Origin of the sequence: Delftia sp. WSY_10 (assembly GCF_043104705.1) — a bacterium.
Classification (GTDB): Bacteria; Pseudomonadota; Gammaproteobacteria; order Burkholderiales; family Burkholderiaceae_C; genus Comamonas; species Comamonas tsuruhatensis.
The window spans coordinates 34,421-55,432 of record NZ_JBICKY010000012.1 but is presented as its reverse complement, the minus strand read 5'-3'; the positions used below and the strand labels follow the sequence as shown (position 1 = coordinate 55,432).

At 68.7% G+C, this 21,012-nt stretch carries 12 protein-coding genes; 8 read left to right on the top strand and 4 right to left on the bottom strand.

Going from position 1 to position 21,012, the window contains the following annotated elements; translation table 11 throughout:
- The first annotated feature begins 70 nt into the window (after positions 1-70).
- The 3 genes from polA to ACF8ML_RS02355 all read left to right on the top strand — a co-directional run bounded on the left by polA (position 71) and on the right by ACF8ML_RS02355 (position 5,005).
- Positions 71-2,914, top strand: coding sequence for a DNA polymerase I (gene polA, locus ACF8ML_RS02365; RefSeq protein ID WP_074921077.1), 2,844 nt, complete (start codon positions 71-73; stop codon positions 2,912-2,914).
- A 57-nt stretch (positions 2,915-2,971) separates the two neighbouring features.
- A complete protein-coding gene (locus ACF8ML_RS02360) occupies positions 2,972-3,868 on the top strand; it encodes a dienelactone hydrolase family protein (RefSeq protein WP_392406189.1) in 897 nt (298 codons plus the stop codon).
- A 303-nt stretch (positions 3,869-4,171) separates the two neighbouring features.
- Positions 4,172-5,005, top strand: coding sequence for a ZIP family metal transporter (locus tag ACF8ML_RS02355; protein WP_016445804.1), 834 nt, complete (start codon positions 4,172-4,174; stop codon positions 5,003-5,005).
- 17 nt (positions 5,006-5,022) lie between these two features.
- Here ACF8ML_RS02355 and ACF8ML_RS02350 read toward each other — a convergent pair whose 3' ends face one another.
- Together ACF8ML_RS02350 and ACF8ML_RS02345 are read right to left on the bottom strand one after the other, a co-directional pair.
- Entirely contained in the window at positions 5,023-5,685 is a 663-nt protein-coding gene (locus ACF8ML_RS02350; RefSeq protein WP_034366318.1) for a response regulator transcription factor, read from the bottom strand.
- On the bottom strand, positions 5,682-7,094 hold the full coding sequence (locus tag ACF8ML_RS02345) for a cache domain-containing protein (protein ID WP_392406188.1): 1,413 nt from the start codon (positions 7,092-7,094) through the stop codon (positions 5,682-5,684). Before ACF8ML_RS02345 ends, ACF8ML_RS02350 begins: the two co-directional genes overlap by 4 nt.
- Before the next feature lie 638 nt (positions 7,095-7,732).
- On the opposite strand from ACF8ML_RS02345, the gene ACF8ML_RS02340 reads away from it, so the two are divergent.
- Both ACF8ML_RS02340 and ACF8ML_RS02335 read left to right on the top strand, forming a co-directional pair.
- Entirely contained in the window at positions 7,733-8,203 is a 471-nt protein-coding gene (locus ACF8ML_RS02340) for a Rid family detoxifying hydrolase (protein ID WP_016445807.1), read from the top strand.
- Between the two features lie 27 nt (positions 8,204-8,230).
- Entirely contained in the window at positions 8,231-9,715 is a 1,485-nt protein-coding gene (locus ACF8ML_RS02335; RefSeq protein WP_016445808.1) for an aminotransferase class V-fold PLP-dependent enzyme, read from the top strand.
- 158 nt (positions 9,716-9,873) lie between these two features.
- On the opposite strand, the gene ACF8ML_RS02330 is transcribed toward ACF8ML_RS02335, so the two are convergent.
- Positions 9,874-10,635 (bottom strand): LytTR family DNA-binding domain-containing protein, encoded by a 762-nt coding sequence (locus ACF8ML_RS02330; RefSeq protein ID WP_047326600.1) that lies wholly within the window; start codon positions 10,633-10,635, stop codon positions 9,874-9,876.
- Positions 10,616-11,770: a sensor histidine kinase gene (locus ACF8ML_RS02325; protein ID WP_026062438.1), complete on the bottom strand. Its 1,155-nt coding sequence runs from the start codon at positions 11,768-11,770 to the stop codon at positions 10,616-10,618. The genes ACF8ML_RS02330 and ACF8ML_RS02325 overlap by 20 nt, the downstream gene beginning before the upstream one ends.
- Before the next feature lie 181 nt (positions 11,771-11,951).
- Here ACF8ML_RS02325 and argH point away from each other — a divergent pair, with 181 nt between their 5' ends.
- The 3 genes from argH (at position 11,952) to ACF8ML_RS02310 (ending at position 20,953) form a co-directional block, all read left to right on the top strand.
- Complete coding sequence (argH, locus tag ACF8ML_RS02320; protein ID WP_016445811.1) at positions 11,952-13,433, top strand: argininosuccinate lyase; 1,482 nt, start codon at positions 11,952-11,954, stop codon at positions 13,431-13,433.
- Positions 13,434-13,458: 25 nt separating this feature from the next.
- Entirely contained in the window at positions 13,459-14,457 is a 999-nt protein-coding gene (locus ACF8ML_RS02315) for a Bug family tripartite tricarboxylate transporter substrate binding protein (RefSeq protein ID WP_016445812.1), read from the top strand.
- 433 nt (positions 14,458-14,890) lie between these two features.
- Entirely contained in the window at positions 14,891-20,953 is a 6,063-nt protein-coding gene (locus tag ACF8ML_RS02310) for an alpha-2-macroglobulin (RefSeq protein ID WP_392406186.1), read from the top strand.
- Positions 20,954-21,012 lie beyond the last annotated feature (59 nt).

Genomic DNA, 21,012 nt, shown 5'->3' with positions numbered 1-21,012 from the left:
GCTCCATTGTAGGTCTTGCGGCGGGCCCTGTCCCGCCCTGTCGCCCTGCCGGCGCGTGCACAATCGGCGCATGAGCAATTCCAAGACCCTGGTGCTGATCGACGGCTCCAGCTACCTCTACCGCGCCTACCACGCCATGCCGGATCTGCGCGCCGAGCCCGGCAACCCGGAAAGCCCCGCCACGGGCGCCATCCGCGGCATGATCAACATGCTCCAGGCGATCCGCAAGGAAGTGGCGGCCGACTACGCGGTCTGCGTGTTCGACGCCAGCGGCCCCACCTTCCGCGATGCGCTCTATCCCGAATACAAGGCGCACCGCTCGCCCATGCCCGACGATCTGCGCTCGCAGATCGAGCCCATCCACGAAGTGGTCCGCCTGATGGGCTGGCCCGTGCTGGCCATCCAGGGCGTGGAGGCCGACGACGTGATCGGCACCCTGGCCAAGACGGCCGCCGCCCAGGGCGTGAACGTGGTCATCTCCAGTGGAGACAAGGACCTGTCCCAGCTGGTGGATCCCCACATCATGGTGATGGACACCATGAGCGGCAAGCGCCGCGACGTGGCCGGCGTGACTGCCGAGTTCGGCGTGCCGCCTGCGCAGATGATCGACTACCAGGCGCTGGTCGGCGATGCCGTGGACAACGTGCCCGGCGTTGCCAAGGTCGGCCCCAAGACGGCCGTCAAGTGGCTGGCCGAGCACGGCTCGCTCGACGGCCTGATCGCTGCGGCCGACGGCATCAAGGGAGTGGCTGGCCAGAACCTGCGCGATGCCATCGCCTCGGGCCAGCTGGCGCTGAGCCGCCAGCTGGTCACCATGAAGACCGACTGCGACCTGAGCGCCGAAGTGCCCACCCTGCCCGTGCTCGACGCGCTGGCTCCGCGCGAGCCCGATACCGCGCCGCTGCGCGAGTTCTATGAGCGCTACGGCTTCAAGGGGCTGGCACGCATGCTCGGCGGTGCCGCGCCCGAGCCCGATGCGCTGCAAGCCGTCAAGGCCGGCCGCAAGCCCGCGGCCAAGCCGCGTGCCGACCAGTCCACGGGCGACATGTTTGCCCAGGAGCAGGCCGAATCCGACGACGCCACCGCCGAGGCCGAGACCGCCCAGCAGCGTGCGCTGGACTACGACGTGGTGCTGACCTGGGAAGCGTTCGACCAGTGGCTGGCCAAGATCAACGCCGCCGAACTCACGGCCCTGGATACCGAAACCACCTCGCTGGACGAGATGCGTGCCGAGATCGTCGGCATCTCGCTGAGCGTGGAGCCCGGCGCCGCTGCCTACATCCCCCTGCGCCATGCCGGCCCCGACGCGCCCGAGCAACTGCCGGCCGACGAGGTGCTGCAGCGCCTCAAGCCCTGGCTGGAGGATGCCGCCCGGCCCAAGCTGGGCCAGCACGTCAAGTACGACCGCCATGTCTTCGCCAATGCCGGCATCGAGGTGCAGGGCTATGTGCACGACACCATGCTGCAAAGCTATGTGCTGGAGGTGCACCGCCCGCACGGCCTGGCCAGCCTGGCGCTGCGCCACACCAACCGCACGGGCATCAGCTACGAAGACCTGTGCGGCAAGGGCGCCCACCAGATCCCGTTCGCCCAGGTGCCCGTGGACAAGGCTGCCGCCTACGCCTGCGAGGATGCGGACCAGACCCTGGACGTGCACCGCGTGCTGTGGCCGCAGCTGCAGGCGCACGACGGCCTGCGCGGCATCTACGAGCTGGAGATCGCCACCAGCGAGGCCCTGTTCCGCATAGAGCGCAACGGCGTGCTCATCGATGCCGCCACGCTGGCCAGGCAGAGCAACGACCTGGGCCAGCGCATCGTGCAGCTGGAGCAGGAGGCCTACGACATCGCGGGCCAGCCCTTCAACCTGGCCAGCCCCAAGCAGCTGGGCGAGATCTTCTTCGACAAGCTGGGCATGCCCGTGGTCAAGAAGACGGCCACCGGCGCACGCAGCACCGATGAAGAGGTGCTGGAGAAGCTGGCCGAGGACTATCCGCTGCCCGCCAAGCTGCTGGAGCACCGCAGCCTGTCCAAGCTCAAGGGCACCTATACCGACAAGCTGGCCCAGCTGGCGCTGCCGCGCACGGGCCGCGTGCACACGCACTACGCCCAGGCCGTGGCCGTGACGGGGCGCCTGTCCAGCAACGACCCCAACCTGCAGAACATCCCTATCCGCACGCCCGAAGGCCGGCGCGTGCGCGAGGCCTTCATTGCCGCGCCCGGCCATGTGATCGCCAGCGCCGACTACTCGCAGATCGAGCTGCGCATCATGGCCCACCTGTCGGGCGACGAGTCGCTGCTGCGCGCCTTCCACGAAGGCCGCGACGTGCACCGGGCCACGGCATCGGAAGTCTTCAACGTGGAGCTGGAGCAGGTCAGCAGCGAGCAGCGCCGCTATGCCAAGGTCATCAACTTCGGGCTGATCTACGGCATGAGCAGCTTTGGCCTGGCCAAGAACCTGGGCATAGAGACCAAGGCTGCCGCCGCCTACATCGACCGCTATTTCCAGCGCTATCCAGGCGTCAAGCGCTACATGGACGAGACGGTGGAATTCGCGCGCGACCACGGCTACGTGGAAACCGTCTTCGGCCGCCGCCTGTACCTGGTGGACATCAACGGCGGCAGCGGCCCGCGCAAGAAGGCGGCCGAGCGCCAGGCCATCAACGCGCCCATGCAGGGCACGGCGGCCGACCTGATCAAGAAGGCCATGGTGGCGGTGCAGGCCGAGCTCGATGCCAGGCAGTCCGAGGTCCGCGTCATCATGCAGGTGCACGACGAACTGGTGTTCGAGCTGCCCGAAGGCGAGTCGGACTGGGTGCGCACCGAGATCCCGCGCCTGATGGCCGGCGTGGCGGAGCTGAAGGTTCCCTTGCTCGCCGAAGTGGGCGTCGGCCCCAACTGGGACAAGGCACATTGAGCTTCACGCGCGCATCGTAGACTTGGCCGGTTCTCAACCACCACCAAGGAGAGATGCATGCGTGACGATCAGCAGCAAGACCTGAAGGCCCTGGTTCCGGGGCGCAGCAGCGAAGAGGGGCCCACGCGGCGCCTGGCATTGCAGACGGCCCTGGGCCTGGGCTATGCCGCAGCGGCCACGCCGCTGATGGCGCAGACCGCCATCTCCACGCCGGCCGACGGCCTGACGGCCGGCGAGGTGCATTTCACCGTGAACGGCTTCAAGGTGCCGGCCTACCGCGCCGCGCCCGCCGGCAAGAAGAATGTGCCCGTGGTGCTGGTGATCTCCGAGATCTTCGGCGTGCACGAATACATTGCCGACACCTGCCGCCGCCTGGCGCGTGCCGGCTACCTGGCCATCGCCCCCGATCTGTATGCGCGCCAGGGCGATCCCAAGACCTATATCGAGATCGCCAAGCTCATGAGCGAGCTGGTCTCCAAGGTGCCCGACGAACAGGTCATGGCCGACCTGGACGGCGCCGTGCAATGGGCGGGCACGCAGGGCGGCGATACGGCGCGCTTGGCCATCACGGGCTTTTGCTGGGGCGGGCGCATCACCTGGCTGTATGCGGCCCATGGCCCGGTCAAGGCCGGCGTGGCCTGGTACGGCCGGCTGGAAGGCGCCAAGACCGCGCTGCAGCCACGCCATCCTCTGGAGCTGGTCTCCAGCCTCAAGGCGCCGGTGCTGGGCCTGTATGGCGGGCAGGACACGGGCATTCCGCTGGAATCCGTGGAGCGCATGCGCGAGGCGCTCAAGCAGGGCTCGGCAGCGGCCAAGGCCTCGGAGTTCGTGATCTACCCGGAGGCGCCACACGCCTTCCATGCCGACTACCGGCCCAGCTACCGCGAGCAGGCTGCGCGCGACGGTTGGCAAAAAATGCTGGCCTGGTTCAATAAGCATGGGGTGACCCCCTGAGCGGCTGCGCCGCTTCCCCCTCTCTCGCTTCGCGGGAGGGGGACGACACCCTCGGTGCGGGGCGGCCCTTCCTCGGTGTCCCTGGTGTGAGGACGCGCCAGTTTTTAAGGTATTGCTGACTAGCTTTCAACTTTATTCGCGCAGGGGGGGCTTGACAGCTTCTGTAGGCTGAAACCGAGGGCACCCGACACCGTGGCCTGCTTCCTTCATGGGATCGCAGGCCACGGCTGCGATGGGGCCGGTCTTTCTGCGAGAATTCGCGGGTTTCGCCTGCAAGGGCATACGGTTGAAGCACAAATCGCTATGACATTGGTAGCAATCATTCTGGCCACCCTGGCCGCCGGTATTGGCAGCGTCTGGGTGGCCGCGTTGTTGATGGGGCTGGGAGGCAACCGCTCGCCGGGCATGATGCCGCAGCGGCTGTTGAGCCTGGCGGCGGGCGCGCTGCTGGCCACGGCCTTCATGCACCTCTTGCCCGAAGCCTTCGAGAGCGAGGCCGGCGCGCACGACCTGTTCGTCACGCTGCTGGTGGGCCTGGTGTTCTTTTTCCTGCTGTCCAAGGCCGAGCTGTGGCACCACGGGCATGAGCACGGCGCGCCGCCGGCCCATGAGCACGATCACCACGAGCATCACGATCACCAGGGCCACGCCCATGACCATTCCCATGGCCACCATCATGGCCACCGCCACGGCGGCTGGGCGGTGCTGACCGGCGACAGCGTGCACTGCTTCGGCGATGGCGTGCTGATCGCCTCCGCCTTCATGGCCGACATGCGCCTGGGGCTGATCGCGGCGGTGTCGGTGCTGGCCCACGAGGTGCCGCACCACATGGGCGACATCGTGGTGCTGCGCCAGTCCAGCTCCAACCGGCGCGTGGCCCTGATCAAGGTGTCCATGGCCGGGGCCGTGACCACGCTGGGCGGCATTGGCGGCTATTTCCTGGTCGGCCAGCTGCAGGAGCTGCTGCCGTACTTCCTGGCCGTGGCCTCCAGCAGCTTCATCTACGTGGCGCTGGCCGACCTGATTCCCCAGCTGCAAAAGCGCCTGAGCGCGCGTGAGACCGTGGCCCAGGTGGGCTGGCTGATGCTGGGCATCGTGCTGGTCACCGTGGTCAGCCGCGCGGCGCACGCGCACTGAGCGGGCGGCGTTTCAGGCTATCCCGCACCGGCCTGCACGGGCGTGCTGCCCAGCAGGTCGGCATAGTCCACGGCGTACTTGATGAAGGCCGCATGGCCGTCGATGCGCAGCTTGCGGCGCAGGTGCAGCCGGTGGGTTTCCACGGTGCGCACCGAGGTGCCCATCAGTGCCGCAATCTCCTTGTTGGAGCGGCCCTCCGAGATCCACTGCAGCACGCTGGCCTCGCGCGGCGTGAGGGCGCGCCGGGGGCCGGCACCGGCGCCGTCGTCCTCGACCACGGGCTGCAGGCCGGGGCTGAAGTACAGGCCGCCCGCGTAGACCCGGTCTATGGCCTCGATGAGCTGCTGCGCCGGCGCATCCTTGAGCACATAGCCGCGTGCGCCCAGTGCCACGGCGCGCCGCACGTACTCGGGGTCCTCGTGCATGGACAGCACCAGCACGCGCACCAGGGGGAACTGATCGCGGAACAGCGCGGCCAGGTCGATGCCGCTGGCGCCCGGCATGCGGATGTCGGTCACCACCAGGTCGGGCGACAGCTCGCGCGCCAGCGGCACGGCCTGGTCCACGCTGGCGGCCTCGCCCACGACACGGATATGGTCGGTGGCCTGCAGGCGCATGGACACGCCGTCGCGCACAAGAGGGTGGTCGTCCACCAGGAGGATGCGGATCATGGGGTTCATGCAGCGGCCTGTGGGAGTTCGAATTCCGGTGAGGGAGACAGCGGCATGCCGCCGCTGCGGTAGAGCACGGCGACCAGCCGGGTGCCCCGGGCGCCCGAGCTGATGCTCAGATGGCCGCCCAGGCCCTCGATGCGCTCGCGCATGTTGCGCAGGCCGATGCCGCCCTGGCGGTCGCGCTGCACGCGGCGCATGTCGAAGCCCTGGCCGTCGTCGCTGACCTGCAGCACCACGCGGCGGCGCTGAAAGTGCAGGCTGACGTCGATGCGCGTGGCCTGCGCATGGTTTTGCGCATTCGTCACGGCCTCCTGGGCCACGCGGAACAGGGCCGTGGCGTGGCTGGGCGGCAGAAAGCGGGTCTCGCCCCGGCAGCCGAACTGCATGCGCAGGCCGTCCTCGGCCTGCATCTGCTGGCTCATCAGTGCCAGGGCCGGGGCCAGGCCCAGGTCGTCCAGCAAGGCGGGGCGCAGGCCGTGGGAGACGCGCCGTATCTCCACCAGCGCGTGGTTGAGCTGCTCCAGTCCCTGGTCCACCATGCGCTGGGCCGTGGCCGGGTCCTGTGCGGCCAGGCGCCTGAGCTGGGCCTGGGCCGTCTCCAGCAGGAACTTGGACGAGACCAGCACCTGGACCACGCCGTCATGCAGGTCGCGCGCCACGCGCGTGCGTTCTTCCTCCTGCGAATGCACCACGCGCTGGGCCAGGCGCTGCAGCTTGGTGCTGGACACGCGGTGGTCGCTGAGATTGAACGCCAGCCCCGCCACGCCGATGAGCACGATGCACAGCGCCGCAATGCCGAAGATGCGCCAGCGCGTGGCCGCGATATTGGCCTGGGCGCTTTCGTCGATCTGGCGCAGCGCCTGCTCCACATCGTCCAGGTACAGGCCCGTGCCCAGCGACCAGCCCCATTCGGGGACCGTGGCCACGTAGGCGAGCTTGGCCTCGGTACGCAGCGAGGACGGCTTTTGCCACTGGTAGCGCACCAGGCCGCCGCCGCTGCGCGCGGCATCCAGGATGATCCTGGCGGGCCCTGCGCCGCCCGGGCTGTTGGGATCGCACAGGTCCACGCCCGACAGGCCCATCTGCCGCGCATCCAGCAGCACGTTGCCGTGTTCGTCGTAGACAAAGAAGTAGCCGTCCTCGCCGAACTGCATGCGCGCCAGCGTATCCAGCGCCTGGCGCCGCTGCACGGATGGCTCCTCGCCGCTGGACTGGATGCGCGCCAGCGCCGTGGTCGCCAGCTGCACGTAGTGCCGCAGCTCGGTCTCCTTGCTGTGCAGGTAGGCGGTCTCGACCAGCTCTCGTTCCTGGCGGGCCAGCTCCAGTGTCTGGTGTTGCACGGTCACCGCGACCAGGCTCAGGGCCAGCGCGATGGCGGCAATCGACAGAAGCGCAAGTTTCAGCGGAAGTTGCATGGGAGCCTGTGTGGGGTGCACCGACGATCTTTTCCGCCCAGTGCACGGACCTTGTCAACAGGGCTTGCGCGCATGGCGCCGGGGCCCGGCAGCGGACCTTGAATGGCGGGCGTCGTATCTGCCAATAGCCTGTGCGCGCTGCATATCCACGCGCGCAGGAAAAGGAATTTGAATATCCCAAGGAAAATGCCATGGATAATATATTTCGCGCACGAAAGAATATCCCATTGACATAGGGAATCCGATATGCATTTTCTTGGTGCGTTGTCCCCTTTTTGGGGTCTTGAATAATGGTTTTGCCGTATTGTGGTGCGCCGTCCCTCATCTGTCTGACATGCCTGGCTACGGTTGAGCAGGTTCCGTGCCAAGCCGTTGTTTCAGAAGAGAGTTATCCTGCTGCGTAGCACTGCGCAAGCGGTCCTGCGTAGTGGTGCGTAGGGGAAAATTCATTATCGAATGCTCCAGATCCCTGCCTAGAATTTCTCCGTGAAATCACTGATTCGAATCATTTTGTGTCAATGATTCATGTCGCCTTCGATGACCCAATTAAATGGTGACGAAGTGTTTCCGGGGCGCCGTTGCAGTAATGCGCGGCACGGCAGTGGCAGTTTGTATTCTTGTTTCAGAAAGGCAATACCATGGATATTCGATCGAACCTGCGGCGCGTGGCGCTGGCATGCGGTGTGGCGGCGGCGGTAGCGACGCTGGCGGGCTGCGCCGCGCCCCACAAGCGCGAGGTGCTGTCCACCACGCAGATCTATCCGGCCATCGGCCCGTATTCGCAGATGGTGGCGCATGGCAACACGATCTACTTCTCGGGCGTGCTGCCGCTGAACGCGCAGGGCACGGCCATCCAGGGCACGACCATCGAGGAGCAGACGCGCGCCGTGCTGGACCACATCGGCGCCAAGCTCAAGTCCCAGGGACTGGGCTATGAGGATGTGCTGTCCACCTCGGTCTTCATGAAGGACCTCAACGAGTTCGCCGCCATGAACAAGGTCTATGGCGAGTACTTCAAGACCGGCGCCCCCGCTCGGGCCACGGTGGAGGTGGCGCGCCTGCCGCGCGATGTGAAGATCGAAATCTCGGCCATCGTCGGCCGCCGCTGACCGCTTGCGCAACGACAGGAGGACCGCATGAACGCACGACACCCCCAGATCGCGGCCGAGCAGGCCACATCCCTGACCGCCACTGCGGCCGCCGGCGAATCCGGCTATCCCGCGCGCTGGACTTCCAAGCGCCGCGACTTCCTGCGCATGCTGGGCTACGGCACCGGCGCAGCCACGCTGGGCCCACTGCTGGCTGCCTGCGGCAGCGGCAATGCCCAGACCTCGGCCGCTGCGCTGCGCGAGCAGCTCATGCGTGACGAGGCCTTCTGGACCGACGTGCAGAGCATGTTCATCCTCAAGCCCGAGAAGACCTACATGAACATCGGCACGGCGGGCTCCATGCCCAAGCTGGTGCTCGATGTGTTCGATACCGAAAACCGCAAGAAGGCCGCCGACTCGGGCAACGGCTACAGCAACCTGCTGGACCTGCGCAAGCAGGTGGCGCCGGGCTTTGGCGTGGATGCCGACGAGCTGGCCTTCTCGGCCAACACCTCCTCGGGCATGTGCCACGCCATCCTGGGCATCGACTGGCAGCGTGGCGACGTGGTGGTGACCACCAACCACGAGCACGGCGGCGGCGACACGCCGCTGAAGATCGCCCAGGACCGCTACGGCATCGAGGTCTCGCGCATTGCGCTGCCCGTGGGCAACAACCAGACGGCCGCCACCTACGTGAACCTGTTCGACGAGCGCATCCGCGCGCTCAAGGCCCAGGGCAAGCGCGTGCGCGCCATGATGTGGTCCTCTCCCACCTACAAGACCGGCACCATGCTGCCCATTGCCGACCTGATGGGCGTGGTCAAGGCGCACGGCCTGATCAGCATCGTGGACGGCGCCCACCTGCCGGGCATGATGGCCTACAACTATGCGGAGCTGGGCATGGACTTCATGTCGGGCGCGGGCCACAAGTGGCAGTGCGGCCCGGGCTCCACGGGCATCCTCATCATCCGCAACAAGATCCGCGCCTCCAACCCGCTGCCCCTGCCCAAGTGGTACCCGGTGCACACCAGCGCCTATCCGGCGCTGGAGCGCACGACCACGGCCAAGGAGACCTACGACATCGCCGCCTCGGTCACTTCCTGCGGCAGCGTGCACACGCCCATGTTCATGGCGCTGGCCCAGGCCTGCGCGCAGTGGGACAGCATCGGCCGCAAGAAGATCGAGACCTATGACCTGACGCTGTCGTCCTACCTCAAGGAAAAGATCGTCGAGCGCTGGGGCGTGGACTCGCTGTACTCGCCCAAGGACGATCCCAAGCTGCTGTCGGCGCTGACCTGCTTCAACCCGTTCCAGAACAAGGACGACGTGATGAACGGGACCAAGTCCTCGACCTTCGTGGCGCGCATGCTCAGCGACTATCCGCAGGGCTTCGTGATCCGCAACTCCAACTTCCCCGTGATCGGCGCGGCGGCAGACCACTACGGCGTGCGCGTGTCCACGCACCTGTGGCATGACGCGCGGGACATCGATCTGCTGGTGGATGCGATGTGGGATCTGTCTAGAAAAATGTAGCCCCCTGAGGCGCTGCGCGCCTTCCCCCCGAGGGGGACGACACCCTCGCTGCGGGGCGGCCCTTGCTCGGTGTCCCTCGCGTTGGGCCATGCTTGTGTTGCGGGCGTGCTTTCTGACGCGGGGGGCTGTCTTGGGCCTGGCTCCTTGAGCCCTGCGCCTCAGCCGGGCTGTCCTTCGTCGCGGATGGCGGCGCGGACCTGGGGGAGCTGGCGGCGCGAGACCATGAGCAGTTCGGGGATGCCGTGCAGGCGCAGGGCCCAGCCTTCGCCTTCGGTGGGGTCGTCGTGGCGCTCCAGGCTGCGCAGGGCGCTGCGTGCCACGAGGGCGTTGCGGTGCACGCGCAGCAGGTGGTCGGCGTGGCGGGCCTCCAGGTCGGCCAGTGCACCGTCGAGGATGTAGCTGCGGCCCACGGTGCGCACGGTCACGTATTTCTGTTCGGCCTTGAGATAGAGCACCTCCGACAGGGGCAGGCGCACGGTGGCGCCCCGGTCCTGTATCAGCAGCACGGGGCCGCCGTCGCGTTCGGCCGTCTGGTGCGCTGCCGTGCGCGCGGCCTTGGCCAGGGCCTGCTGCAGGCGTTCGCGGCGCACGGGCTTGGTCAGGTAGTCGGCAGCATCCAGGTCGAAGGCCTCGACCGCGTGGCCGGCATGGGCGGTGACGAAGACCACGGCAGGCGGCAGCGGCAGGCGGCGCAGCATATGGGCCAGGGCCAGGCCGTCCTGGCCGGGCATGTGGATGTCCAGCAGTGCCAGCTCCACGGGGCGCGGGCCCGGCGCCTGCAGCACGGCCATGGCCTGGCGGGCGTCCGCCGCCTCGCTGACCTGGTGCGGGCCGCTGCCCGTGCATGCCTGCACGTCGGCCAGCAGGGTGCGCAGCCGCGCGCGGGCCAGGGCTTCGTCGTCAACGATCAGGATGTGCATGGTGCTTCTTCTTCGATAAAGCCTTCGTGGGTTGGCTGGCAGGCGGTGCCAGCGGCAGGCTGATGCGCACCACGAAATGCCCGTTGAGCGTGCGCGCCGTGAGGTGGGCCTGCAGGTCGTGCAGCAGCGACAGCCGGGCGCGCACATTGGCCAGCGCAATGCCGTTGCCGCGCGTGCCGGCTGCGCTGGCGGAATCGATCTCGGAGGGCAGGGTGTTGGTGATGCGCACCTCCACCAGATCGCCACGGCGCTCGGTGCGCACCTGCAGCTTGCCGCCGCGTGCGCTGGGCTCCACGCCATGGCGTATGGCGTTTTCCACCAGCGGCTGCAGCAGCAGCGGCGGCAGCAGGGCGCCGTGGGCGGCAGGGTCCAGTTGCCAGCGCACCTGCAGCCGTTCGCCAAAGCGCACCTGCTCGATGGCCAGGTAGCGCTGGGCCAGCTCGATCTCCTCGGCCAGCGTGGTCGTGCTGTGCGGCTCGGCCAGCGCATAGCGGAACAGGTCGCTGAGGTCCTCCAGCAGGGCCTCGGCCTTGGCGGGCTCGGCGCGCACCAGGGCGATGGCGCTGTTGAGCGTGTTGAACAGGAAATGCGGGCGTATGCGCGACTGCAGCTCGGCCAGCCGCGCCTGCGTGTCGGCGGGTGCGTGGCCGCGTGCGCGCAGCACCAGGGCTGCGACCAGCAGGGCTGCCAGCAGTCCGCCGGACACGGCGCTGGCCAGCCAGGGGGCGCTGGTGCCGCCAGCCAGGTGCAGCATGGCGCAGGCATACAGCCCGGCCGCCATGCCCAGCAGCACGCCGGCCGCGTACTGGCCGGAGGCGGGCAGCCGCTGCAGCGGGTGCTTGAGCAGGCAGGCGGCCACCAGCCAGACCAGCGTGCCGGGCAGGCAGGCGCCGGTCAGCAGGGCCATGCCCTGCAGCCACTGCAGGGGCGAGTCGGCGCCGAACATCGAGGCCGTTGCCACCACGGCCTGCACAAACAGCACGGCGCGCAGCACCACGCCTACGTTGCAGGCGTCAAAGACCAGCGCCGCGGGCAGGGGCGGGGGGGCAGTGGTGGGGGTTGGCTGGGTCGGCAAGGGGCGGCAGGTAGTGTTTCGGCGGGTGGGGTTCGCGCCGCATGCCCGGATTATGGTCATGCCGGGCGGGCCTGCACAGCGGTCACACCGCCCATGCAGGCCCATGCAGGCCCGTGTAGGCCCCTGCACGGGCGTGGCGCCGCCCAGGTCGATAGAATCTTCGCTTCCTGCCTGCGCCGGGGGGCGATGCCGCCCGCCGCCTGCGCTGCCTGCACAGCCCCATCGAAGATCGCGTCCTCACATGTCTGCCAATCAACCAACGTCCGCCTCGCACAACCAGCTCGATACCAAGGCCCAGGCCTGGTCCGCTCTCTTCGAAGAGCCGATGAGCGATCTGGTCAAGCGCTATACCTCCAGCGTGTTCTTCGACAAGCGCCTGTGGCAGGCCGACATCACGGGCAGCCTGGCGCATGCCGAGATGCTGGCGGCCCAGGGCATCATCGCCGCCGCCGACCATGAAGCCATCCGCAAGGGCATGGCGCAGATCACGCAGGAGATCGAATCCGGCCAGTTCGAGTGGAAGCTCGACCTGGAAGACGTGCACCTGAACATCGAGGCCCGCCTGACCCAGCTGGTGGGCGACGCCGGCAAGCGCCTGCACACGGGCCGCAGCCGCAACGACCAGGTGGCCACCGACGTGCGCCTGTGGCTGCGCGGCGAGATCGACCTCATCGAAGGCCTGCTGGGCGAGCTGCAGCTGTCCCTGGTCGAAGTGGCCGAGAAGAACGTGGACGTGATCCTGCCCGGCTTCACCCACCTGCAGGTGGCCCAGCCCGTGAGCTTTGCCCACCACCTGCTGGCCTATGTGGAAATGTTCAAGCGCGACGCCGAGCGCATGCTGGACCTGCGCCGCCGCGTCAACGTGCTGCCGCTGGGCAGCGCCGCCCTGGCCGGCACCACCTACCCGCTGGACCGCGAGCGCGTGGCCCGCACGCTGGGCATGGAAGGCGTCTGCCAGAACTCGCTGGACGGCGTCAGCGACCGCGACTTCGCCATCGAATTCACCTCGGCCGCCAGCCTGTGCATGGTGCACGTGAGCCGCCTGTCCGAAGAGCTGATCATCTGGATGAGCCAGAACTTCGGCTTCATCCGCATCGCCGACCGCTTCACCACGGGCTCGTCGATCATGCCGCAGAAGAAGAACCCCGACGTGCCCGAGCTGGCACGCGGCAAGACCGGCCGCGTGGTCGGCCACCTGATGGGCCTGATCACCCTGATGAAGGGCCAGCCCCTGGCCTACAACAAGGACAACCAGGAAGACAAGGAGCCGCTGTTCGACACGGTGGACACCCTGAAGGATACGCTGCGCATCTTCGCCGAGATGATCGGCGGCCAGGCCGACCCGGCCACGGGCGGCAAGAAGGGCGGCATCACCGTCAACGCCGAAGCCATGCGCGCCGCCGCGCTCAAGGGCTACGCCACGGCCACCGACCTGGCCGACTACCTGGTCAAGAAGGGCCTGCCCTTCCGCGACGCGCACGAGACCGTGGCCCATGCCGTCAAGCTGGCCTCGCAAAAGGGCGTGGACCTGACCGAGCTGCCGCTGGCCGAACTGCAGGCCTTCAATCCCGGCATCGAGGCCGACGTCTTCGAGGCGCTCAGCCTGGAAGGCTCGCTCAATGCGCGCAACACCCTGGGCGGCACGGCGCCGGCCCAGGTGCGCAAGCAGCTCGCAGGCCACCAGGCGCGCTTGAATGCACGCCTGAACGCACGCCTGGGCTGATCCCCCCGTTCGCCGGAGCCACGCCATGACATCCTCCCGCCGCCAACTGCTGACGGGGGCGCTGCGCGCCGCCGGCGCAGTGACCGCCGTTGCCGCCTCGTCCGCCCTGGCTCCGCTGGCCTGGGCCCAGCCGGGGCAGGCCATTCGCATCCTCGTGGGCTTTCCGCCGGGCGGCGGCACCGATGCCATCGCACGCCTGCTGGCCGACCGGCTCAAGGACGTGCTGGGCACCACGGTGCTGGTGGACAACCGCCCCGGCGCGGGCGGGCAGATCGCGGCGCAGCAGCTCAAGGCGGCTGCGGCCGATGGCCACACGCTGTTCCTCACGCATGACCACACCATCTCCATCCTGCCCCAGGTGGTGAAGAAGCCGGGCTTCGACCCGGCCCATGACTTCGTTCCCGTGGCCGGCTTTGCCACCTTCGTGAACGCGCTGGCGGTCTCCGCCAACACACCGGCGCGCAACCTCGCCGAGTATGTGGAGTGGGTGCGCCAGGGCGCAAAGCGCGGCAGCATCGGCATTCCCGCGCCCGCGTCCACGCCGGAATTCCTGGTCAGGCTGCTGGGCGAGCACTACAGGCTGGACCTGGTGGCCGCGCCCTACCGGGGCAGCGCGCCCATGCTGGCCGACATGCTGGGCAACCAGATCCCGGCCGGCATCGCCTCGGTGCAGGACTTCATGGAAAACCACAAGGCCGGCAAGCTGCGCGTGATCGGCGTGCTGGGCACGCGCCGCCAGGCCACCATGCCCGAAGTGCCCACGCTGGCCGAGCAGGGCGTCAAGGGCTTCGAGGACACGCCCTACTACGGCATCTACGCGCCGCGCGGCACGCCCCAGGCCTTCATCGACCGCTTCTCCGCCGCCGTGGCCACCGTGCTCAAACAGCCCGATGTGCACGAGCAGCTCACCGCCCTGGGCCTGACCGTGGGCCACATGCCGCCCGCGCAACTGGCCGAGCGCGAGCAGGCCTATACCCAGGTCTGGAAACGCATCATCCAGACCAGCGGCTTCCAGCCGCAGTAAGACAGGCGGACTGCGGGGCGACAGCCTCCGCAACCGGCAAGCGCTGTGTTTTGGTACGGCCATCGCCGGAGCTGACGGTGCAGTGGGTGGCGCGAATCCTTGTGATCAGACATATATGACGCCCTTGTGCGCCGATGTCTTACAGATGGATACACCGCAGACCCGGTTCCGGGCACCTGCAGCGGGGCCTGCAGCGGATGCGGCCCGGTATCATCCCGCGCAGTGGTTTTCAGCCGCAGCGGATGCGGCCCTGCATTCGGCGCATGCGGGCGGCGGGCATCTGCCTCGTTGCAGCCCTTGCCGCCGAGCCCTGCCGCAGCGCAGGGCTTTTCATTTGCAGCCTGTGCACCGTGCACGGCGCGCGCCGCAGCGCTGAAAGCCTGCTCATTCCAAGAAAACACCGGGCCATCTGAGCCCGACAGAAGGGATTGCCATGGGGGTGCTTCGCACGACAGCGATCAAGGGGTTCCAGAGTCCGCCGGCGCACGGCCGGCCCTGGGGCCGGTGGGGTTTGGGCCTGCTGCTGGGATCGGCGGCGCTGGCGGCGCAGGCCGTGGGCGTGCGCCAGTTCAGCCCGCAGGGAGAGGTGGCCAAGGTCGAGCAGGTGGTGGTGCAGTTCGATGGCACGGCCGTGCGCTTTGGCGACCCCAAGGCGGCCGCGCCGGTCACGCTCAGCTGCAGCGATGCGGCGGCTACCCAGGGCACGGGCCGCTGGAACAGCGACCGCGAATGGGTGTTCGACTTCAAGCAGGCCCTGCCGCCCGGCGTGCGCTGCACGGCCCAGCTCGTGGCCGGCTACAAGTCGCCTGCGGGCACGGCCGTGACGGGCGCTGCCAGCTACCAGTTCCAGACCGGCGGCCCGGCCGTGCTGGACATGGCACCCGACACCTATGAACAGATCGACGAGGAGCAGTACTTCGCGCTGCGCCTGTCGGGCCCGGCCACCGTGCAAAGCCTGCAGCAGCACATGTGGTGCACGGCCGAAGGCGTGGGCGAGCGCATTCCCGTGCGCCTGATCGAAGGCAAGGAGCGCGACGAGCTGCTCAAGCACCGCGGCTGGGACAAGGCCGCTGCCAAGAACCCGCTGCAGTACGCCACGCTGGCCTGCAACCGCCGCCTGACGGCGGGCACGACCATGAAGCTGGTCTTCGGCGCCGGCATTGCCACGCCCAACGGCGTGGCCAGCCGCCAGGACAAGCGCTTCGAGTACCGCGTGCGCGAGCCCTTCGCCGCCGAGTTCAGCTGCGAGCGCGAGAACGCCCAGGCCGCCTGCCTGCCGATCCGTCCCATGCGCCTGCGCTTCAACGCCCCCGTGCCGCGCAAGCTGGCCGAGGGCATTCGCCTGAGCAGCGGCGCCTCCAAGGTGGCGCCCGTGATCGACAGCGAATACGGCGAAAAGCTCAGCGAGGATTCGCTGGTGCAGAACCTGAGCTTCCCGGCCACCATGCAGGCCCAGGCGCGCTACACGGTGGAGCTGCCTCCGCAGTTCAAGGACGCGGCAGGCCGCAGCCTGAGCAATGCCGACATGTTCCCGCTGCAGGTGGCCACGGGCGCGCTGCCGCCGCTGGCCAAGTTCGCGGCCTCGCCCTTCGGCATCGTCGAGCGCTATGCCGAAGGCCCGGACGGCCCGGCCCTGCTGCCCGTGACGCTGCGCAATGTGGAGTCCGAGCTGGCCACCAGGTCCCTGGATGCCAGCCGCGTGAGCACCAAGCAGCCCGGCAGCGATGCCGAGATCATCGCCTGGATGCGCCGCGTGGCGGACTACGAGTCCTCCGACATGGACCGCAAGCGCGCCTCGCGCGACATCAAGGGCCCGCTGCCGCCCGTGATCGACAACGAAAACCGCGACTATGTGCAGACGCGCATGCTGTCGCTGCTGGCCGGCCAGGGCGATGTCAAGACGCTGGAGCTGCCCAAGCCCGTCAAGGGCGATCCGCGCCCCTTCGAGGTGGTGGGCATTCCGCTCACGCCGGGCTTTCACGTGGTCGAGATCGCCTCGCCGCTGCTGGGGCAGTCGCTGCTCGATGAGCGCTACGGCTCGGCGCGCAGCATGTATGTGCGCACCTCGGCCCTGGTGACCAACCTGTCCGTGCACTTCAAGCTCGGCCGCGAGAACGCGGCCGCCTGGGTGACCACGCTGGACAAGGGCCAGGCCGTGGCCAATGCCAGGGTCCAGGTCTCCGACTGCAATGGCAAGGTGCTGACCTCGGCCACCACCGACGCCAGTGGCGTGGCGCGCCTGGACGGCCTGTCGCCCGAGCCGCCCCAGTGCACGGGCGGTGTCGGCTACCGCTCGCCGGCCTACTTCGTCAGCGCACGCGCCCAGGGCAAGGACGGCCAGCAGGAGCTGGCCTTCACCTGGAGCGACTGGCAGCGCGGCATCGAGTCCTGGCGCTTCAACGTGCCCACCAGCCGCAGCGCACAGCGCGACGAGGTGGCCCACACCATCTTCGACCGCACGCTGCTGCGCGCCGGCGAGACCGTGTCCATGAAGCACCTGATGCGCACCCAGACCGGCATCGGCCAGGGGCAGGGCGGCTTTGCGCTGCCCGAGCAGCGGCCCACGCAACTGGTCATCACCCATGAAGGCAGCGGCCAGCAGTACACGCAGCCGCTGCAGTGGCGTTCCACGGGCACGGGCGGCCTGAGTGCGGAAAACAGCTTCTCCGTGCCCAAGGGCGCCAAGCTCGGCTCGTATTCCGTGGAGCTGCGCGGCGATGGCAACGGCTCGCGCGGGCGCAACAACCGCTTCGGCACGGGCAGCTTCCGTGTCGAGGAATTCCGCCTGCCCGTGCTCGAAGGCCGTGTGGGCCCCGAGGGCAAGCAGGCCCTGGTCGGCGTCTCCAGCCTGCCGGTGCAGGTGCAGGTGAACTACGTCTCCGGCGGCCCGGCCGCCAATTTGCCGGTGCGTGTGTCCGCCCTGGTGCGCTCCACCTGGATGGACCGCAGCGACTGGCAGGGCTTCAGCTTCTCGGCACCGCGCAGCGCCCAGGACACGGGCCAGAGCGATGACGAGGAGGCCACGGCCTCCCAGGACAGCAAGGTGGTGGCCGACAAGCTGCCCGTGACGCTGGACCGTGAAGGACTGGGCAAGCTCAAGATCGAGAACCTGCCCAAGCTGCGCGAGCCGCGCGAGCTGCTGATCGAGGCCACCTATGCCGACCCCAATGGCGAGGTGCAGACCCTGCGCAGCACGCAGATGCTGTGGCCCGCGGCCATCGTGGCCGGCGTGCGTGCCGAAAGCTGGATCACCACGGGCCGCAAGCTGCAGTTCCAGGCGCTGGCGCTGGGGGTGGACGGCAAGCCCCAGGCCGGCGTGCCGGTCAAGGTCGAGGCCATCTCCCGCGTCACCACCAGCAGCCGCAAGCGCCTGGTGGGGGGCTTTTACAGCTACGACAACCAGACCGCGCTCCAATCCATGGGCACGGTGTGCACGGGCAACAGCGATGCCCAGGGCATGGTGCAGTGCGAGGCCCAGCTGTCGCAGCCCGGCGAGGTGGAGCTGATCGTCACCGCCTCCGACAAGGATGGCCGGCCCGCCCAGGCCGCCTCCAGCGTCTGGGTCACGCGCCAGGGCGAGCTGTGGTTCGGCGGCGAGGACCATGACCGCATGGACGTGCTGCCCGAAAAGCGCAGCTACGAGCCCGGCGAGACCGCGCGCTTTCAGGTGCGCATGCCCTTCCGCTATGCGACGGCCCTGGTCGCCGTGGAGCGCGAAGGCATCGTCAGCACCCAGGTCATGCAGCTCAATGGCCAGAACCCCACCGTGGAGCTGAAGGTCCAGCCCGACTGGGGGCCCAACGTCTACGTGAGCGTGCTGGCCCTGCGCGGGCGGCTGCGCGAGGTGCCCTGGTACAGCTTCTTCACCTGGGGCTTCAAGGCGCCGCGCGAGTGGTGGAATGCCTTCTGGCATGAGGGCAAGGAATACATCGCGCCCACGGCCCTGGTCGATCTGTCCAAGCCCGCCTACCGCCTGGGCATGGCCGAGATCCGCGTGGGCACCAAGGCCCACCGCATCGACGTCAAGGTCACGGCCGACCAGGCCAGCTACCAGGTGCGCGGCACCGCCAAGGTCACCATCAGCGCCACGCTGCCCGACGGCAAGCCCGCCGCTGGCGCCGAGGTGGCCCTGGCGGTCGTGGACCAGGCCCTGCTGGAACTCATGCCCAACACCAGCTGGCAGCTGGCCGACGCCATGCTGCGCCGCCGCGAGTGGGGCGTGCAGACCTCGACCGCGCAGATGGAGGTGATCGGCAGGCGCCACTACGGCCGCAAGGCCGTGGCCGCTGGCGGCGGCGGTGGCCGCAGCCAGACGCGCGAGCTGTTCGAGACGCTGCTGCTGTGGAATCCGAGCGTGGTGCTCGATGCCCAGGGCAAGGCCCAGGTCAGCGTGCCGCTCAACGACTCGCTGACCACCTTCCAGGTGGTGGCGGTGGCCGACCATGGCGTGTCGATGTTCGGCACGGGCCAGGCGCCCATCCGCACGGCCCAGGACCTGCAGATCATCAGCGGCCTGCCGCCGCTGGTGCGCGAGGAGGACCAGTTCCGTGCCATGGTCACGCTGCGCAACACCTCGGCCAAGGCCATGAAGGTGCAGGTCACGCCGCGCGCCACGCTGCTGGAGCTGGCAGCGCAGACCGTGGAGATTCCCGCGGGCGAGGCGCGCGAGGTGGGCTGGAACGTCACCGCCCCGGCCCAGCTGGGCCAGACCCGCGCCGAGTCGCTGATCTGGGAGATCGAGGCCCGTGACACCGCAGGTGGCGACAAGCCCGCCAGCGACAGGCTGAAAGTCAGCCAGCGCATCATCCCGGCCGTGCCGCTGACGGTGCAGCAGGGCACGCTGATGCAGGTCGATGGCAGCATCAACCTGCCCGTGCAGCTGCCGGCCGACGCGCTGGCCGGCCGCGGCGGCCTGCGCATGTCGCTGGCGCCCAAGCTGGCCGAAGGCCTGCCGGGCGTGCGCGACTGGTGGGCGCGCTATCCCTACAGCTGCCTGGAGCAGGTCACCAGCAAGGCCGTGGGCATGAGTGACGCCACGCTGTGGCAGTCCACCATGGGCCAGCTGCCCAGCTACCTGGACAGCGACGGCCTGGCCAGCTACTTCCCGCTGGCCGGCGACGGCTCGGGCCGTGCGGCCCGCGGCAGCGATACGCTGACGGCCCACCTGCTCAACCTCTCGGCACTGGCGCAGGGCGTGGACAAGCGCTTCGTGCTGCCGGCGGCCGAGCGCGAGCGCATGGAAAACGGCCTGATCGCCTTCGTCGAAGGCCGCATCCAGCGCAGCTTCTGGAGCCCGCGCAAGGACCTGGACATGCGCAAGCTGGCCGCCATCCAGGCGCTGGCGCTGACGGGCCGCGCCAATCCGCGCATGCTCGACAGCATCACCATCGCGCCCAACGACTGGCCCACCCATGCCGTCATCGACTGGGTGGCCCTGCTCAAGCACATGCGCGAGCTGCCCCAGCGCGAACAGCAGCTGGCCCAGGCCCAGCAGATCCTGCGCGCCCGCCTGAGCTACCAGGGCACGCGCGTGGCCTTCAGCAACGAGCAGGACGACCAGTGGTGGTGGCTGATGCAGGGCCCCGAGGTCAACCTGGCCCGCCTGATGCTGGTCAACATGGACGACCCGACGTGGAAGGAAGAGCTGCCGCGCCTGGCCAACGGCTTCATCTCGCGCCAGAGCAATGGCGCCTGGGGCACGACCACGGCCAACCTGTGGGGGGCGCTGGCACTGCAGCGCTTCTCGCAGCAGTTCGAGGCCACGCCCGTGACGGGCGCCACCCAGGCGGCTTTGGGCGCGTCCCAGGCCCGCGTGGAGTGGAGCCAGGTCACGCGCATGCGCGCCAGCGACACCGAGGGCGCGGCGCACCAGGCGTCCAGCTTCGGCGCGACCACGGTGGTCGGCGGCCTGCGCAACAACACCATGTTCCTGCCCTGGAGCGCGGTGGGCGAGGCCCGCAAGGGCCAGCTGACGGTGACCCAGCAGGGCACGGGCAAGCCCTGGCTCACGCTGCAGTCTGTGGCGGCCGTGCAGTTGAAGGCGCCGTTCAGCGCCGGCTACACCGTCACGCGCACGGTCAAGCCCGTGGAGCAGGCCGACAAGAGCCTGCCCGCAGGCCAGTACTCGCGCGGCGACGTGCTGCGCGTCACGCTGGAGGTGCAGGCCCGCACCGACATGACCTGGGTGGCCATCACCGACCCCGTGCCCACGGGCGCCACCATCCTGGGCGGCGGTCTGGGGCGCGACTCGGAGATCGCCTCGGGCGGCGAGCGCGCAGAAGGCGCGGGCTGGCTGGCCTATGAGGAGCGCAGCTTCGAGGCCTACCGCGCCTACTACCAGTACCTGCCCAAGGGCAATACGCGCGTGGAGTACACCGTGCGGCTGAACAATGCCGGCGACTTCGCGCTGCCGCCCACGCGGGTGGAGGCGCTGTATGCGCCCGAGATGTTCGGCGAGGTTCCCAACGCCCGCATCAAGGTGGGCGACAAGCGCTGATGCAGCGTTGATGGCGCCCTGACAAGGGGGCGGCCCTGCGGCCTATGATGGCTGCAGGA

Bases quoted from the DNA above. Each gene is read 5' to 3' on its own strand.
- ACF8ML_RS02350 (WP_034366318.1), bottom strand. From the start codon at position 5,685: ATGAACCCCATGATCCGCATCCTCCTGGTGGACGACCACCCTCTTGTG.
- ACF8ML_RS02310 (WP_392406186.1), top strand. From the start codon at position 14,891: ATGGGGGTGCTTCGCACGACAGCGATCAAGGGGTTCCAGAGTCCGCCG.
- ACF8ML_RS02330 (WP_047326600.1), bottom strand. From the start codon at position 10,635: ATGCACATCCTGATCGTTGACGACGAAGCCCTGGCCCGCGCGCGGCTG.
- ACF8ML_RS02360 (WP_392406189.1), top strand. From the start codon at position 2,972: ATGCGTGACGATCAGCAGCAAGACCTGAAGGCCCTGGTTCCGGGGCGC.
- ACF8ML_RS02335 (WP_016445808.1), top strand. From the start codon at position 8,231: ATGAACGCACGACACCCCCAGATCGCGGCCGAGCAGGCCACATCCCTG.
- ACF8ML_RS02315 (WP_016445812.1), top strand. From the start codon at position 13,459: ATGACATCCTCCCGCCGCCAACTGCTGACGGGGGCGCTGCGCGCCGCC.
- ACF8ML_RS02345 (WP_392406188.1), bottom strand. From the start codon at position 7,094: ATGCAACTTCCGCTGAAACTTGCGCTTCTGTCGATTGCCGCCATCGCG.
- ACF8ML_RS02355 (WP_016445804.1), top strand. From the start codon at position 4,172: ATGACATTGGTAGCAATCATTCTGGCCACCCTGGCCGCCGGTATTGGC.
- ACF8ML_RS02340 (WP_016445807.1), top strand. From the start codon at position 7,733: ATGGATATTCGATCGAACCTGCGGCGCGTGGCGCTGGCATGCGGTGTG.
- ACF8ML_RS02325 (WP_026062438.1), bottom strand. From the start codon at position 11,770: ATGACCATAATCCGGGCATGCGGCGCGAACCCCACCCGCCGAAACACT.
- argH (WP_016445811.1), top strand. From the start codon at position 11,952: ATGTCTGCCAATCAACCAACGTCCGCCTCGCACAACCAGCTCGATACC.
- polA (WP_074921077.1), top strand. From the start codon at position 71: ATGAGCAATTCCAAGACCCTGGTGCTGATCGACGGCTCCAGCTACCTC.